Here is a 15468-nt window from a genome sequence, read left to right on the forward strand (position 1 = left end):
TTTGAGTGGCCTGGGCCCGAGGCACGGTTTGGGCGGCCTGGGCCGAGGCGCGCTTGGCGGCCTGGGACGCGCGCTTTGGGAGGCCAGGGGCCCGACGCGCGCTTTGGGCGGCCTGAGTCCGAAGCGCGCCCTGGTCCTGAGCCCGGCGCGCGCCCCGCGCCTGATATCGGCGGGTGCCCGACGCGCGCGCCCTGCGCCTGAGCTCGGCGTGTGCCCGGTGTGGCGCCTTGCTCTTGAGCTCGGTGCGTGCCGGGCGCTTGAGCTCGACGCGCGCCCTGCGCCGGGGCGCGGCATGCGTTCAGCATCCAGCCGTACGCGCGTTCAGCTGCCGCCCCGACGCGCGTTCCGCGCCCAGCCCCACGGGGCCATCGTGCGAGTCCGGGGGAGCCCCCGACCCCGGCGAGGGGTCCATGAGGCGCAGCCCCCGAGGCGGGGCGGCAGGGTGGCCCTGCAAGGGGGGCACGGGACACAGGGACAGTACGAAGCGTTAGGCGGGTACGGTCTCCTGCCACTGAGGGCACGGGACGCAGGAGGCCAGTACCCTCCGGGTCCGGGGCGGAGCCCCGAGAGGGGTGCAGGGGACGTAGTCCCCGCCGGGGTCCGGGGCGGAGCCCCGATCCTTTCGACCTGTCCCTTTGACGAACCGCTTCGGGCGGGTGGGTGGGCAAAGCGGGGCCCGGGGCGGAGCCCCGAGGCCTTTCGAGCCCAGCCTCTTGAACGGACCGAGTCGGGCGGGTGGGTGGGCAAAACCCCGCCCCCACCCACGGCAACCACGACACAACCCCAGGGAGACCCGGATGCCGGAAGGCCACACCATCCACCGCCTGGCCCAGGACTACGCCGCCGCCTTCCTCGGCACCACCCCCCGAGCCACCAGCCCCCAGGGCAAGTTCACCACCGCCGCCACCCTCCTCACCGGCACGGAACTCACCCACACGGAAGCCCACGGCAAACACCTCTTCCTCGGCTTCCGCGACAGCGACTGGGTCCACATCCATCTCGGCCTCTTCGGCAAGGTCACCTTCGGCCCGGCCCCCGAACCCCCACCCACCGACACCGTCCGCCTTCGCCTCGCCGACGACACCACGTATGTCGACCTCCGCGGCCCCACGACCTGCGCCCTGATCACACCCCCGGAGAAGCAGGCGATACACGACCGCCTCGGCCCCGACCCCCTCCGCGACGACGCCGACCCGGACACCGCATACCGCCGCATCACCCGCAGCCGTACGACGATCGCCGCCCTCCTCATGGACCAGAAGGTCATCGCCGGCGTCGGAAACGTCTACCGCGCGGAGGTCCTCTTCCGGCACCGCATCGACCCGTACCGCCCCGGCAAGGACATCACTCCCACCGAGTGGCACGCGATCTGGACCGACCTGGTCGAGCTCATGCGCGAGGGCGTCCGCAACAACCGCATCGACACCGTCAGCCCGGAACACACCCCGGAAGCGATGGGCCGACCGCCCCGCATGGACGACCACGGCGGCGAGGTGTACGTCTACCGCAGGGCCAACCAGCCCTGCCACATCTGCGGCGGCGAGATCCGCACCGCCGACCTCGCCGCCCGCAACCTCTTCTGGTGCCCGACCTGCCAGCGCACCTGACCCCGCCCTGACGAAGCACCTCCCTGAAACCCCCAGGCGTCAGAACCCGTGCTGCAACCACGGAGCCACATCGCTCCCGAACCCCATCGAGGCCTCCGCCAACGCCCCCCGCCGCACCTCCCGCACACGCCCCGCCGCCGCCAACGCCGTCAGCGACACGCCCCCGAGATACGCCGCCCCCAACTCCCGTACCGACAAGGCGAGATCCGCCGCGTCCGCCGTACGCTCGCAGGACGCCCCCTTCGCGTCCCCGCTGAGCCGCCAACGCCCGGCGTTCCAGGGGCAGAACGCGTCCTCCACCTCGAACACCACATCCACCGGCGCCCGATACGTCCGCGCCTCCAGCGCGGCCCCCACGTCCACCGGCCGGAGGTACAGCGAGTCCCGCAGCCACGGCCGGCACCGCCGCATGTCGGACACCAGGTACTGCCACGCGTCGTCCACCGGCCGCCCCTTCACCACCAGCGTCGACGTCAGGTCGATACCGAACAGGAACCGCCAGAGCGCCGCGTCCGCCGCGGGGTCCAGCGCGGCCAAGTCCTGGAGAATCACCGAGCCGTTGGGCCCGGCGGTCTCCCAGCTCGGCTTGACGCGGTACCGCGCGTACCCGACCGTCTCCCCGTCCCGCTCGGCGACGACGCACTGAAGCGGCGACGCCCCGTCCCGCGCGCTCTCCGGGTCGAGCAGCCCGAGCCGCTCCCAGCCGGGCAGCCGGGCGAGCATCCCGGGCCGCGTCGGAACCAGCCGGGCACACACCGCCTCGCAGGCGTCGAGGACATCAGCGGGCACCGCGTACCGCACGCGTATGTCGTCGGTGCCGGGCGGTACCGACAGCCGTACCCGACTCGTGTCGATCTCGGCGTTCAAGTGGAAGGTGGCGGCGCCGTATCCGAACCGGCCGTAGATCGCCGGCTCGGACGCCGTGAGCACGGCCAGCGGCTCGCCCAGGGCGCGGACGTCGTCCAGCTGCCGCCGCATCATCGACGTCAGAACCCCGCGCCGCCGATGCGTGGCGGCCACGCTGACCATGGTGACGCCCGCGGCCGGCACCGACGCGCCGCCGGGCACGGTGACCCGGAAGCTGAACGCCCCGGCCGTCCCCACGCACGCGTCCCCCTCCCAGACACCGAGTGAACGGTCGAACTCGGTCAGCGAGTTCCACAACTCCCGTTCCTCGGCGGCCTCCGGCACCCCGCCAAACCCCCGGAGCAGGGTGTCGTACCACTTGTCCCAATCGTCCTGCACCAGTACCCGAGGGCCGGCCGAAGAACCGGTCGTGTCAGTCGCCATGGACCATGCCTACCAGGGCGATACGGGAGGGGCGACGGAATTTCTCCCGGGCGGCGGCGGGGCGGCGCGCTGTGAAGTTCACTGTGAAGTCGGCCCTCGGACGGGGGACAAGTGGGACCTCCCGTGCCAAGGGGCTGGTCCGATGGATAGGGTCCCGAACTAATGGCATCAGGACGAGAGCGGCGCGCGGAAGCCGAGACGTTCACGGCCCGGTTGAAGAAGCAGTGGCACCGGGCCCGCGTCGGCGTGCGCCGAGCCGCCGTCGACTACTTCCGCGGTGACGGCTCGGACTGGATCGCCCTGGTCGGCCTGCTCCTGACGGTCCCGCTGATCGCGGCGGCCACGCTCGTGAACCCGGTGTGGTTCTCCCCGGCCGCTCTGGTCATGCCGGTCGTCGTGGGCGGCCTGCTGCTGCGCCCGGCGAGCCTGCTCGGCCTGTACGCGGCGTCGGCCACGGCGCTGATCGTGGAGTCGGTGCGGCTGGGCCCGTACACGGAGGGGCCCTCCCGGGTCACCCCGGGCGTGGTGCTCGTCGTCGCGGCCTGCGGTTTCTTCGGGCTGCTGCTGGCCCAGTTCCGCAACCGGGTCGGCGTCCCCTGGCGGCGCGGCGGCACCATGCTGTTCGACCTGAGGGAACGCATCCGGGTGCAGAGCAAGCTGCCCGGCCTGCCGGACGGCTGGCACCGGGAGATGGCCCTGCGCCCGGCGGGCGGCCAGTCCTTCTCGGGCGACTTCGTGGTGGCGGCGCGCACCAACGGCGGCCGTACGCTCGAGGTCGTCCTCACCGACGTCTCCGGCAAGGGCATGGACGCGGGCTCCCGCGCGCTGCTGCTGTCCGGCGCGTTCGGCGGCCTGCTGGGCTCGCTGCCCCCGCACGCCTTCCTCCCCGCGGCCAACGGCTACCTGCTGCGCCAGGACTGGGACGAGGGCTTCGCCACCTCCATCCACCTCGTCCTCGACCTGGACTCCGGCGACTACGAGCTCTACTCCGCCGGCCACCCGCCGGGCCTCCAGCTCAGCGCCGGCAGCGGCCGCTGGGAGGAGAAGGCGGCCGAGGGCCCGCTCCTCGGCGTGTACGACGGCGCCCAGTTCGACCCGGTGAAGGGCTCGCTGCGGCCCGGTGACGTGCTGATGCTGTTCACGGACGGCCTGGTGGAGACCGCCGACCGCGACATCGTCGAGGGCATCGACCGCCTCACCGGCGAGGCCGACCGTTACGTCGCCGGCGGCTTCCACGGCGCCGCCTGGCACCTCATCGAGGCCGTGGCCAAGGACGTCAACGACGACCGGGCCCTGCTGCTGATCTGCCGAGAGGGCCCGACGGCTGCCGCCACCCGCTGAGGTGGGGTTTTCCTCAGGTAGGTTCGGCGGTCGTCCTCATGGTCCGGCGACCCTCCGGTTCCGTACGTTCGACACACCACCGGCGAACGGTGCGCGAACGTCCCGGATCCGGAAGGACAGACATGGCAGGCGACTGGGCCGTAGAACTGCACGGCGTCCGCAAGCGCTACGGCCGCGGCCGCACCGCCGTGCACGCCCTGCGCGGCATCGACCTCACCCTTCATCACGGCAGTTACACCGCCGTGATGGGCCCCTCGGGCTCCGGCAAGTCCACGTTCCTTCAGTGCGCGGCCGGCCTCGACCGCCCCACGGCAGGCGCGGTCCGCCTGGGCGGCACGGAGATCACCGGCATGAAGGAGAACAAGCTCACCGCCCTGCGCCGCACCCGCGTCGGCTTCGTCTTCCAGGCCTTCAACCTGCTGCCCTCCCTCACGGTCGAGCAGAACGTCGTCCTGCCGATGCGCCTGGCCGGCCACCGCCCCGACCGCCGCCGCGCCGCCGAGGTGCTGGCGCAGGTCGGCCTGGCCGACAAGGCCCGCCGCCGGCCCGGCCAGCTATCCGGCGGCCAGCAGCAGCGCGTGGCCATCGCCCGCGCCCTGGTCACCCGCCCCGACGTGGTCTTCGCGGACGAACCGACGGGCGCCCTGGACACCACCACGGCCACCGAGATCCTCACCCTGCTCCGCCAGGCCGTCGACACCCAGGGCGCCACGGTCGTCATGGTCACCCACGACCCGGCGGCCGCGGCCTGGGCGGACCGCGTCCTGTTCCTCACCGACGGCGAAATCATCGACCACCTCGACCGCGACGCCATCGACGGGCCCCGTCTCGCCCCTGGCCACCCTGACCACCTCCGCCCGGATCGTCTCGCCGCCGGGCGTGAGCGCGGGGCCCCGCCCTACCGCGCCCACGCCGACCGCATCGCCGCCCGCATGACGTCCCTGGCCGGCCCGCGCGCCCGCACGGAAGCGGCAGCCTGATGCTCGCCCCCAACGGCCTCGCCCGCGCGGCCCTCCGCTTCCGCCCCGCCGCGTTCGTCGGCACGTTCGTCGCCCTCGTGCTGGCGGCGACGATCGTGTCGGCCTGCGGCATCCTCCTGGAGACGGGCGTGCGCGCCACGGTCCCGCCCCAGCGCTACGCGCACGCCCCCGTCGTGGCCGCCGCCGAGCAGCGGGTCGGGAAGCCGGACGAGAGCGACGCGGTGCCGGACCGGGCCCGCCTCGACGACTCCCTGGTCGCGAAGGCCGCCGCGGTCCCCGGCGCCCGCGCGGCGATCCCCGACGTCACCTTCCCGGTGCTCGCCCCCGAGGGCGCGCTCACCGCCCACGGCTGGGGCTCCACGGCCTTCACCGGCGAACGCCTCACCGCCGGCCGTGCCCCCGCCCCCGGCGAGGTCGTCCTTGCCGGCAGCACCGAGGCCACCGTCGGCACCAGCCTCACCCTCACCACCCCGGACGGCCCCCGCACCTACCGCGTCTCCGGAACCATCGCCGCGAAGGACACCACGAAGCCCACCGTCTGGTTCGCCGACACCGAAGCCGTCCGCGTCTGTGGTCACCCTCACCGCATCGACACCATCGCCGTCCTCCCCGACCCCGGCGTCAGCACCGCGACCCTCGCATCCCGGGTCGCCCACGCCCTGGGCGGAACGGCCGAGGTCCACACCGGCGACGACCGGGGCACCGTGGAGAACCCCGCCCTCACCGAGGCGAAGGAAGTCCTCACCGGCATCGGCGGCTCCTTCGGCGGCGTCGCCACCATGGTCGCCGTCTTCACCGCGGCCGGCACCGTCGCCCTCGCCGTCGGCCGCCGGGCCCGCGAGTTCGCCCTGCTGCGCGCCATCGGCACCACCCCGCGCCAGGTCCGCCGCACCATCGCCACCGAGGCCCTGCTCGTCGCCCCGGTCGCCGGCGCGCTCGGCTGCCTCCCCGGAATCGCCCTGGCCGCCTGGTGGTTCGGCCAACTCAAGGACAAGGGCGCCGTCCCCGAGGCCGTCGACCTCGCCGTCTCCTGGATCCCGCTCGTCGTCACGGCCGGCACGGTCCTGGTCACCGCGCTGCTCGCCGGATACGTCGCCGCGCACCGCAGCTCCCGCATCAAGCCCGGCCAGGCGCTGAGCGAGGCGTCCGTGGAGCGGCTCCACCCGGGCTGGATCCGCACGCCGCTCGGCGTGGCCGCGGCGGCCGGCGGCTTCGTGTGCGCGGGCCTGGCCGCCTCGGCGACCGGCGAGGACGCGGCCAACGCCGCCCTCGGCGTCGTCATGCTGTTCATGCTGGCCGTCGCACTGCTGGGCCCGCTCGTCGCCCGCGCCTGCGCCGCCCTGTTCGGGCTCCCGCTGCGCGGCGCCGGAGCCCCCGCGGCCCTGGCCGCCGCCAACTCGCGTACGAACGCCCGGCGTCTGGCCTCCGCGATCACCCCGATCGTGCTCGCCATGGCGTTCTCCTCCGTGCTGGTCTTCCTGCACACCAGCGAGGAGAGGGCCACTGCGGAGCAGCAGCGGGCGGGCATCGCGGCCGACCACATCGTCACCGCCGACGAGGGTGTCCTGCCCCCGGACGCCGTCCACCGGGCCGGGCGCATCCCCGGCGTCACCGCCGCCGTCGGCCTGCTGAAGACCTCCGTCCTCGTCCCGGCTACGGGCGTGCTGACACCCGTCTCCGCCCAGGGCGTCACAGGCACCGCCCGCGACCTGACCGCCGTACAGGACCTGGACGTCGAGCGCGGCCGGCTGTCCCTGAAGCCGGGCGAGATCGCCCTGGACGCCTCCGTCGCCGACAACGCCGGCGTCCGGGTCGGCGACCGCGTCCGCATCCACCTGCCCGACGGCACCCGGGCCGACCCCCTGGTGACGGCGACGTACGGACGCGGCATGGGCCTGTCGCAGGTCACCCTCAGCCGCGCCGACCTGGCCCGCCACGTCACCTCGGCCTTCGACACCGAACTGTGGGTCAAGGGGGGTAAGGCCGAGGCCCTCGCACCGCTCGGCCGTGTCCTCGACCGCGCCGACCACACCACCGCCCTGTCCCTCGACCGCGAGCTCAACGCCTGGGCGAACACGGTCATGGCGGCCGTCCTCGGTGGCTTCGCGGCCGTCGCCGCCGTGAACACACTGGTCATGACGGTCCTGGACCGACGCGGCGAACTCGGCACGCTCCGCCTGCTCGGCTCCACCCGCCGCCAGGTGCTGCGCATGGTCCGCTGGGAGGCCCTCCTCGTCGCCGTCGCGGGCATCGCGCTCGGCACGGCGATCGCCCTGGCCACGCTCGTCCCGATGATGAGGGGCCTGACGGGCCAGGGGCCGTACATACCCCCGCTGGTGTACGGCTCGTTCGCCGCCGCGATCCTCCTCCTCGGCCTGACCGCGGTCACCCTGCCGGCCCGGGCGGCGCTGCGCGGAGAGACACTGGAGCCGTGACCGAGACGCACCGGACCCCGCTGACCCTGGCCGAGGTCGAGGCCGTCGCCCGTGCCGCGCACGCCGGCCAGACCGACAAGGCGGGACGGCCGTACGCCGAGCATCTGCGGGCCGTCGCGGAGGGCGTACGGGCGCGGGGCGGCGACGAGGAGCAGATCGCGGCGGCCTGGCTGCACGACGCCGTCGAGGACGACGCCCTCCCGCCGGAGTGGCTGCGCGAGGCCGCGCTGAGCAGCCGTACGAAGGACATCGTCCTCGCGGTCACCAAGCGGGCGGGGGAGCCGCCCGAGGCGTACGCCGCGCGGATCCTCGCCACGCCCGGCGCGCTGCTGGTGAAGGAGGCGGACCTGGCGCACAACGCGGACCCGGCACGCCTCGCGGTCCTCGACGAGGCCACCCGCACACGACTGACCGAGAAGTACGCGCGGATGCGCGCACTTCTCGGTCTCGTCAGGTGAGTTCCGCTCCAGCGGTCAGGCGTTGACCTTCTCGCGCTCGCGCCGCTCGGCGCTCTGGCGCTCGCGGGCGAGCTCGGCCGCGTCCCGCTTGAAGGCCCAGTCCATCTTCGGCTCCATCGCGAACCGGAACACGCGCTGCACCGGCTTGGTGCACAGCACCGTCACGACGGCGGCCGCGAGGACGGTCACGAGGATCTCACCGGCCGGCTGGTGCAACCAGGCCGCCTCGAACCAGCCCTGGTAGTCGCCGGCCTTCACCAGGAAGCCGTGCAGCAGGTAGCCGTAGAGCGTGCCGGCGCCGAGGGCGGTGAACCACATGTGGCGGCGCGGCACCCAGGCGAAGAAGCAGGCGGTCAGCACCAGGGAGCAGCCGAACATGGCGAGCACCATGACCGGTCCGGTCCACCACGGCGCGCCCAGCTCCTGCGCGGCGTCGCGGTGGTAGAACCACGCGGTGTTCATCCGCGGCACCGCCCACCAGCTGAACGCCAGCGCGGCCGCGAACACGGGCACCGAGGCGATCCGCACCGAACGGCGGCGCACCATGTGGAAGTGCTCGGGCTTCATCAGCAGGCCCAGCACGAAGAACGGCAGGAACTGCAGGACACGCTGGAGGTCGAGGTCGTCGCCGATCTCCGGGGTGACGGTCGCCAGCATGGCGAGCCCCAGGGCGAGCGGCAGCGGCCAGCGCACCATCTTCCAGATGGGGGTGGTCATCCGCCAGATGAACAGCGCGCACAGGAACCAGGTCAGGTACCAGGGGTCGAGCAGGCTGATCTCCTGGTGCGGATCGTTGTCGATCCACCGCTTGAAGAGCGGGTAGGCCGTCTCGAAGACGATGTACGGCACGGCCACGCCGGTGATCAGGCGCCTGAGCCGGTCGGGCCGCATGTCGAAACTGCGCGAGAAGTAGCCGGAGATGATGATGAACGCCGGCATGTGGAACGCGTAGACGACCTGGTACGCGGCCTCGAGTGTCCGGCTGTCGCCCTTGAGCGGCTCCCATGCGTGGCCCATGGCCACCAGCACGATCGCGAGGTACTTGGCGTTGTCGAAGAACGCGTCGCGCTGCTTGCCGTTCTGCTTCTTCTGCGGGCTCTGCGGCGAGCGCGGGCTCGGCACTCCGTCGGCCGGTGACCGGTCCTGGGGAAGTGGCGCCTTGCGGTCGCCGTTCGGTCGCAGTGAGTTCGTCACAGACCCTCCCGCCAGGAACTCGGGGAGACGATCCGGGACCTCGCTGCGCTTGCGGGGGACGAGGCGGCGTGGAACATCTGAGGCACCCTAGCGTTCTCTGCGGCTATTCGTAAAACGCCGGACCTGATTCCTGGCTATTCGCTCTGGGTACCCCGGATTTCGGGTAGTTGACGTCTCTGTCGACGTGATGACCAACACACTGTCCGGCAGCGGATTGTGCTCTCGGGTGCGCCCTGCATGTCGGGATACTTCCGGATTAAGCCGCGCATAAGACCAGCAGGCGACTCCGGCGGAATGTCCGCTTCCGGGCTCTTCGAGCCCTCTCCACAGGGTCGTTGGTGAGTCTGTGGCAACAATTCGAAATAGCTGCGAACGCATTGTGTGGAGACGGAAACGATTCGGCTGAATTCCCTGCGCGGGTGGTCCGTCGAATTGCCGTACGAGTCCCTGCCGTCGGCTCCCTGCCCGCGAGCGGAGCACGCGGGTCCGTACGACAGCAGTACGACAGGGGTGCGGTCGATGCGTCACCGGCCGCATAGCCCGGCCGTGTTGGTGGCACGATGGTTCTGGCGGGGTGCGCGGGGTCGCGTCCCCGGGCCGGGAGAGCGAACCGACCGAGGGTGTGATCAGTTGTGGCCATTTCACTGTCTGTGGTGCTGCTGTTGGCGATCATCCTTGTGGTGTTGCTGAGAGGGGGATCTCTCAAGGCAGGCCCCGCGATCGTGGCCGTCCTCTTCGGCTTCTTCCTCGCCTCGACCGGTATGGCCGACGACATCCAGCGATTCCTCAACTCGATAGCGGAGACCATCAACTCCATCAGCTTCTGACCGCGCCGCGGGAGCACACCTCCCGGGCCGGACCTGAGGAGCGTGCGGATACGCTCTTCCCGACAACGGGACAGTGCGTGACGGGGGGAACGTACGGGGATGGCGCTGCGCGACTCTGACCCCGCGGAGGTGGGCGGCTACCGCATCGAGGACCGCCTCGGCTCCGGCGGCATGGGTGTCGTCTACCTGGCCCGCTCGGCCTCCGGCCGGCGCCTCGCGGTCAAGGTGGTGCACGGCCAGTACGCCGACGACGACGAGTTCCGCACCCGTTTCCGCCGCGAGGTGGCCGCCGCCCGCCAGGTCAGCGGTGCCTTCACGGCCCCTGTCGTGGACGCGGACGCCGACGCCCCGCGCCCCTGGATGGCCACGCTCTACATACCCGGCTCGGACCTCGGCACCCACGTCCGCGAGCACGGCCCCCTCCCGCCGCCCCGCCTGCGCGAACTCGCCGCCGGCCTCGCCGAGGCGCTGCGCGACATCCACCGCGCCGGAGTCGTCCACCGCGACCTGAAGCCGGCCAACGTGATGCTCGCCGAGGACGGCCCCCGCGTCATCGACTTCGGCATCTCCCGCGCCGCCGAGTTCGCCGCCTCCGACGCCCTCACCCAGACCGGCCGCGTCATGGGCACCCCGCCGTTCATGTCACCGGAGCAGTTCGCCTCCCCACAGGACGTCGGCCCGGCCGCCGACATCTTCTCCCTCGGCTCGGTCCTCACCTACGCCGCCACCCGGCGCGGCCCGTTCGACAGCCCGAGCCCCTACGAGACGGCCCTCCGCGTCGTCGAGGGCGAGCCGAACCTCTCCGGCGTCCCGGCCGAACTGCTCCCCGTCATCCGCCCCTGCCTGGAGAAGCACCGGAAGTCCCGCCCCACGGCGGACGACCTGTTCACCCTGCTTCGCGAGGGCGCACCCCCCGGCACCGACCTGCCCCGTCCGGCACGCCCCTGGCCGGGCGCCCGCCCGACCGAGCCCGCGCTGACGCCATGGCCGGACGCGGCCGACACGGACCGGAACGCGGCCCTGCTCCACCCGCCGGCCGAGCCGGACGCCGAACGGAGGGAGGACCCGCGTCCCCGGTACGACGCAACGCCGACGGAGCGGAACGAACCGTCGGATGTCCCGGCCGGAACGCCGTCACCCGGGGCCGAGCGTCCTCCCCTCCGCGCCAAGCGCCGCCTGCTGCTCGTCTCGGCGGCAGTGGTGGCCGTACTCGCCGCGGTCGGCACCAGCACCCTCGCTCTGACCCGTGACAGGGACCCCGCCCCCTCGGCCGCCGCCGGCAGCGATCTCCCCGAGGGCTGGAAGCCCTGGGCGAGCACGGCCGAGGCCCCGCTGGGCAGCGAGCGCGTCCTGGGCGGCCCCGACAGCTCTCTCACGGGCTGCGCCGCGATCGACAGGTCCCTGGTGTGTGCCGGCGCCGGCCTCATGGCGACCCGCTTCGATCTCGCGGACGGCCGCAACACCTGGTCCCGGCCCGTCGACCGCACGCCGAACGGCGCCTCGGGCGACGCGGGCGCGCTCATCGGGACCGGCGACGGCCGTGTCTACGGCTACGAGGCCGACGAGCAGGACAGTGCCAACGGCATCCGGAGCACCTACACGGTCCACGCCCTGGCCGCCGACACCGGCAAGGTGCTCTGGCGGAGGCCCACCGGCACCGGCGAGATGGCGGCCGTCCCCGACAGTACGCAGGGCGCGGCCACGGCCGTTCCCCAGGGTGTCATCACCTTCTACGGCGCCCAGGGCGACCAGTACGCCCTGCTCGACGCGAAGACCGGCGACGTCCGCTGGACGCGGTCGAAGCCGGATCTCCCGGACTGCCTGTTGCACTCCGCGGCCGACCGTGCCTACCTCGTCTGCGCGACCGTGCAGGACGAGGGGAAGACCGGCCGCACCACTGTCTCCCAGATCGACCCGGCCACCGGGAAAGCCCGCTGGACCGTCGGGGTCGAGGGCACCGCGCACGTGCTCGGCCAGCACGACGGGCGACTCGTGCTCGCGGACGCCCTCGACACGGACCGCGGGCTGACCCTGATCGACGCCTCCTCGCACGAGCTCACCCTGCGACGGCTCGCGCAGCCCCGCCCCAAGGACGCCGAGGCGTACCTGGTGCGCGGCACCGTCTACTTCACGCGGGCCAGCGGAGGCGTCCGCGCGGTCTCCCTGCGAACCGGCCGGACGCTGTGGGAATCGAACTCCTCCGTGGAGCAGCAGGGTCCTCCGGCCGCCTCCCCCACCCATGTGTACCTGGCGTCTCCCAGCGGCCGCCTCGCCGCCCTGAACGCGCGTACCGGCAAGATCGAGGGCACCCGCTCCGGCCGCGACGACGGCGGTCGCGCCAACAGCATGTTCGTCACCGCGGGCGCCCCGCTCGTCCTGGTCGGCGACGCCCTGTACGTCCCCTACGGCATCCGCTCCGTCTACACGGTGGACGTCCGCGACCTGTGACCTCGGAAAACCCCGAAAAACACCTCGGGCCCGGTTCCACAGAACCGGGCCCGAGCCGTACAGAGCGGGCGACGGGAATCGAACCCGCGTAGCTAGTTTGGAAGACTAGTGCTCTACCATTGAGCTACGCCCGCACAGCGCGCGCCGCAGGTCGGGTGACCGCGGCACTGAAGGCATCGTAGCGGGTCGGCCCCGTCCGCCGCACACCGCATTCCCGCCCGGGCCGACGCCGCGCGGGCCCTGCGGAAAAGCGGCGGCCACACCACCTGTCGGCATGTACCCTACGTGTCGCACCAGACGGGGTGTGGCGCAGCTTGGTAGCGCGTCCGCTTTGGGAGCGGAAGGCCGTGGGTTCAAATCCCGCCACCCCGACCAGCCACCCGACCACCTCGTGTGATCGTCTGCCGATCGCTCGGGGTGATCGCCTTTGGGCGGTGTAGTCGCTGCCGTTACTATGCAAGCTGCACGCCCGTGTGTCTCATCGTCTGAAGTCCTCCGGGCGGCGAAATCCGCCGGGCCGTTCTGGCCCCGGCAGAAACCAAGAAGTCAGCCACAAGGAGACCGAACCGTGAAGAGCGCCGTGGAGACCCTGAACCCGACTCGGGTTCGGCTCACTGTCGAGGTGCCCTTCGAGGAGCTCAAGGACAGCCTCGACGCGGCGTACAAGAAGATCAACCAGCAGGTCACGGTGAAGGGCTTCCGCAAGGGCAAGGTCCCGGCCCGGGTCATCGACCAGCGGTTCGGCCGCGGTGCGGTGCTGGAGGAGGCCGTCAACGACGCGCTGCCGAAGTTCTACACCGACGCGGTCAACGAGGCCGAGCTCAGCCCGCTGGGCCAGCCCGAGGTCGACATCACCGAGCTGAAGGACGGCGAGACGCTGAACTTCACCGCCGAGGTCGACATCCGCCCGGCCATCGAGATCCCGGACTACTCCGGCATCGAGGTCGAGGTCGACGCGGTCGAGGTCACCGACGAGGACGTCGACAAGGCCGTCGAGGAGCTGCGCGAGCGCTTCGCCTCCACCGCCCCGGTCGAGCGTGCCGCCGAGGACGGCGACGTCGTGACGATCGACCTGGAGGCCAAGGTCGACGGCGAGGTCCTGGAGGACGGCGTCGCCAACGGCGTCTCCTACACCATCGGCTCCGGTGAGCTGCTGGACGGCATCGACGACGCCGTGAAGGGCCTGGAGGCCGGTGGCGAGGCCACCTTCACCTCCGAGCTGAAGGGCGGCTCGGCGGCCGGCAAGGAGGCCGAGGTCACCGTCAAGGTCACCCAGGTCGCCAAGCGTGAACTGCCCGAGCTGGACGACGAGTTCGCGCAGCTCGCCTCCGAGTTCGACACCCTCGAGGAGCTGCGCGCCGACAGCCGCAAGCGCCTGGAGAACATGAAGCAGTACGACCAGGCCACGCAGGCCCAGGAGCGCGTCCTGGAGAAGCTGCTGGAGCTCGTCGAGGTGCCCGTCCCCGAGAAGCTGCTCGAGGACGAGATCAACACCCGCAAGCACAACCTGGAGCACCACCAGCTCGGCCAGATGGGCCTCGACCTCGCGAAGTACCTGGAGATCCAGGGCAAGAGCGAGGAGGAGTTCGATACCGAGACCCGTGAGGCCGCGATCAAGGGCATCAAGACCCAGTTCGTGCTCGACGAGCTCGTCAAGCAGGAGAAGCTCAACGTCAACCAGGAGGAGCTCACCGAGCACCTCATGCGCCGCGCGGCCTCCTCCGGCATGTCCCCCGACCAGTTCGCCCAGGCCGTCGTCGAGGGCGGCCAGGTCCCGCTCCTGGTCGGCGAGGTCGCCCGCGGCAAGGCCCTGGCCGTCGTGGTCGAGAAGGCCACGGTCAAGGACACCAACGGCGAGATCATCGACCTCGACGACGAAGAGGACGAGGACACCGAGACCGAGGCCACGGAGGCCTCCGCCGAGGAGAAGACCGAGGGCTGAGCCCCGGCATCGGCAGATTCGTGAGAAGGCCCTGGGGCACGCCCCGGGGCCTTCTTGCCGCCTGCGAGGGCAGCGCACCCCAGGGGCGCGGGGAACTGCGCGAGCGACCACGACGCACCCGCAGCCGCCGACGGACGGAACGACCCCGCCGAAGCCGCGCAGCGCTACGCCCCCGGCGAACACCCCCATCTCCGGGATTCCCCGACGGGACCCGCGCGTTAGGGTCCATGAATACCAGGGCAGTGGAGTCTCCGATACGGCTCCCGCCCCGCAGGGAAACGTGAGACGGCCCGGCGCCGTCGTAAGACGAGCAGGTGGATACGTGACGAATCTGATGCCTTCAGCCGCCGGCGAGCCTTCCATCGGTGGTGGCCTCGGCGACCAGGTCTACAACCGGCTGCTCAACGAGCGGATCATCTTCCTCGGCCAGCCGGTCGACGACGACATCGCCAACAAGATCACCGCACAGCTGCTGCTCCTTGCCTCGGACCCCGACAAGGACATCTACCTCTACATCAACAGCCCCGGCGGTTCGATCACGGCCGGCATGGCGATCTACGACACCATGCAGTACATCAAGAACGACGTGGTGACGATCGCCATGGGCCTCGCGGCCTCGATGGGCCAGTTCCTGCTCAGCGCGGGCACCCCTGGCAAGCGCTTCGCGCTGCCGAACGCCGAGATTTTGATCCACCAGCCCTCCGCCGGCCTGGCCGGCTCGGCCTCGGACATCAAGATCCACGCCGAGCGGCTGCTGCACACCAAGAAGCGCATGGCCGAGCTCACCGCCCAGCACACGGGCCAGACGGTCGAGCAGATCACCCGCGACTCGGACCGCGACCGCTGGTTCGACGCCTTCGAGGCCAAGGAGTACGGCCTCATCGACGACGTGATCGCCACGGCCGCCGGTATGCCGGGCGGCGGCGGCACCGGGGCCTGAGCGGTC

At 71.9% G+C, this 15468-nt stretch carries 11 protein-coding genes and 2 tRNA genes; 10 read left to right on the forward strand and 3 right to left on the reverse strand.

The genetic code is table 11. The features are described 5' to 3' along the window. Positions 1-797 precede the first annotated feature (797 nt). Entirely contained in the window at positions 798-1607 is an 810-nt protein-coding gene (locus IE255_RS02320) for an Fpg/Nei family DNA glycosylase (protein WP_190048397.1), read from the forward strand. Positions 1608-1646: 39 nt separating this feature from the next. On the opposite strand, the gene IE255_RS02325 is transcribed toward IE255_RS02320, so the two are convergent. Next, positions 1647-2897: a GNAT family N-acetyltransferase gene (locus IE255_RS02325; protein ID WP_190048398.1), complete on the reverse strand. Its 1251-nt coding sequence runs from the start codon at positions 2895-2897 to the stop codon at positions 1647-1649. 162 nt (positions 2898-3059) lie between these two features. Between IE255_RS02325 and IE255_RS02330 the strand changes: the two genes are divergently transcribed. The 4 genes from IE255_RS02330 to IE255_RS02345 all read left to right on the forward strand — a co-directional run bounded on the left by IE255_RS02330 (position 3060) and on the right by IE255_RS02345 (position 8111). Then, a complete protein-coding gene (locus IE255_RS02330; RefSeq protein WP_190048399.1) occupies positions 3060-4238 on the forward strand; it encodes a PP2C family protein-serine/threonine phosphatase in 1179 nt (392 codons plus the stop codon). A 122-nt stretch (positions 4239-4360) separates the two neighbouring features. Next, positions 4361-5218, forward strand: a complete 858-nt coding sequence (locus tag IE255_RS02335) for an ABC transporter ATP-binding protein (RefSeq protein WP_229906256.1) — start codon at positions 4361-4363, stop codon at positions 5216-5218. After that, on the forward strand, positions 5218-7653 hold the full coding sequence (locus tag IE255_RS02340) for an FtsX-like permease family protein (protein WP_190048400.1): 2436 nt from the start codon (positions 5218-5220) through the stop codon (positions 7651-7653). The genes IE255_RS02335 and IE255_RS02340 overlap by 1 nt, the downstream gene beginning before the upstream one ends. After that, the gene (locus IE255_RS02345) at positions 7650-8111 is read left to right on the forward strand and encodes an HD domain-containing protein (RefSeq protein ID WP_190048401.1); all 462 of its coding nucleotides are present in this window, start codon (positions 7650-7652) and stop codon (positions 8109-8111) included. Before IE255_RS02340 ends, IE255_RS02345 begins: the two co-directional genes overlap by 4 nt. Positions 8112-8126: 15 nt before the next feature. On the opposite strand, the gene IE255_RS02350 is transcribed toward IE255_RS02345, so the two are convergent. After that, positions 8127-9233 (reverse strand): acyltransferase family protein, encoded by a 1107-nt coding sequence (locus IE255_RS02350; RefSeq protein ID WP_372487569.1) that lies wholly within the window; start codon positions 9231-9233, stop codon positions 8127-8129. A 704-nt stretch (positions 9234-9937) separates the two neighbouring features. On the opposite strand from IE255_RS02350, the gene IE255_RS02355 reads away from it, so the two are divergent. Together IE255_RS02355 and IE255_RS02360 are read left to right on the forward strand one after the other, a co-directional pair. Beyond that, on the forward strand, positions 9938-10132 hold the full coding sequence (locus IE255_RS02355) for a hypothetical protein (protein ID WP_190048403.1): 195 nt from the start codon (positions 9938-9940) through the stop codon (positions 10130-10132). A 99-nt stretch (positions 10133-10231) separates the two neighbouring features. Further along, positions 10232-12580: a serine/threonine-protein kinase gene (locus IE255_RS02360; protein ID WP_190048404.1), complete on the forward strand. Its 2349-nt coding sequence runs from the start codon at positions 10232-10234 to the stop codon at positions 12578-12580. A gap of 63 nt (positions 12581-12643) precedes the next feature. On the opposite strand, the gene IE255_RS02365 is transcribed toward IE255_RS02360, so the two are convergent. Beyond that, positions 12644-12714, reverse strand: a tRNA-Gly gene (locus IE255_RS02365). A 164-nt stretch (positions 12715-12878) separates the two neighbouring features. Here IE255_RS02365 and IE255_RS02370 point away from each other — a divergent pair. From IE255_RS02370 to IE255_RS02380, 3 genes are all read left to right on the forward strand, one after another. Then, positions 12879-12955: transfer RNA gene (locus IE255_RS02370), tRNA-Pro, on the forward strand. Between the two features lie 193 nt (positions 12956-13148). Next, the gene (gene tig, locus IE255_RS02375) at positions 13149-14522 is read left to right on the forward strand and encodes a trigger factor (protein ID WP_190048405.1); all 1374 of its coding nucleotides are present in this window, start codon (positions 13149-13151) and stop codon (positions 14520-14522) included. Positions 14523-14856: 334 nt separating this feature from the next. Then, positions 14857-15462 carry an ATP-dependent Clp protease proteolytic subunit gene (locus tag IE255_RS02380; protein WP_031114129.1) on the forward strand — a complete coding sequence of 202 codons (606 nt, stop codon included), beginning with the start codon at positions 14857-14859 and terminating at the stop codon, positions 15460-15462. Positions 15463-15468: the final 6 nt, after the last annotated feature.

It is taken from the genome of Streptomyces lomondensis (genome assembly GCF_014651035.1).
Lineage (GTDB): Bacteria > Actinomycetota > Actinomycetes > Streptomycetales > Streptomycetaceae > Streptomyces > Streptomyces lomondensis.

Coding starts and splice junctions, on each gene's coding strand:
- IE255_RS02320 (WP_190048397.1), top strand. CDS start 798: ATGCCGGAAGGCCACACCATCCACCGCCTGGCCCAGGACTACGCCGCC.
- IE255_RS02325 (WP_190048398.1), bottom strand. CDS start 2,897: ATGGCGACTGACACGACCGGTTCTTCGGCCGGCCCTCGGGTACTGGTG.
- IE255_RS02340 (WP_190048400.1), top strand. CDS start 5,218: ATGCTCGCCCCCAACGGCCTCGCCCGCGCGGCCCTCCGCTTCCGCCCC.
- IE255_RS02380 (WP_031114129.1), top strand. CDS start 14,857: ATGCCTTCAGCCGCCGGCGAGCCTTCCATCGGTGGTGGCCTCGGCGAC.
- IE255_RS02335 (WP_229906256.1), top strand. CDS start 4,361: ATGGCAGGCGACTGGGCCGTAGAACTGCACGGCGTCCGCAAGCGCTAC.
- IE255_RS02360 (WP_190048404.1), top strand. CDS start 10,232: ATGGCGCTGCGCGACTCTGACCCCGCGGAGGTGGGCGGCTACCGCATC.
- IE255_RS02330 (WP_190048399.1), top strand. CDS start 3,060: ATGGCATCAGGACGAGAGCGGCGCGCGGAAGCCGAGACGTTCACGGCC.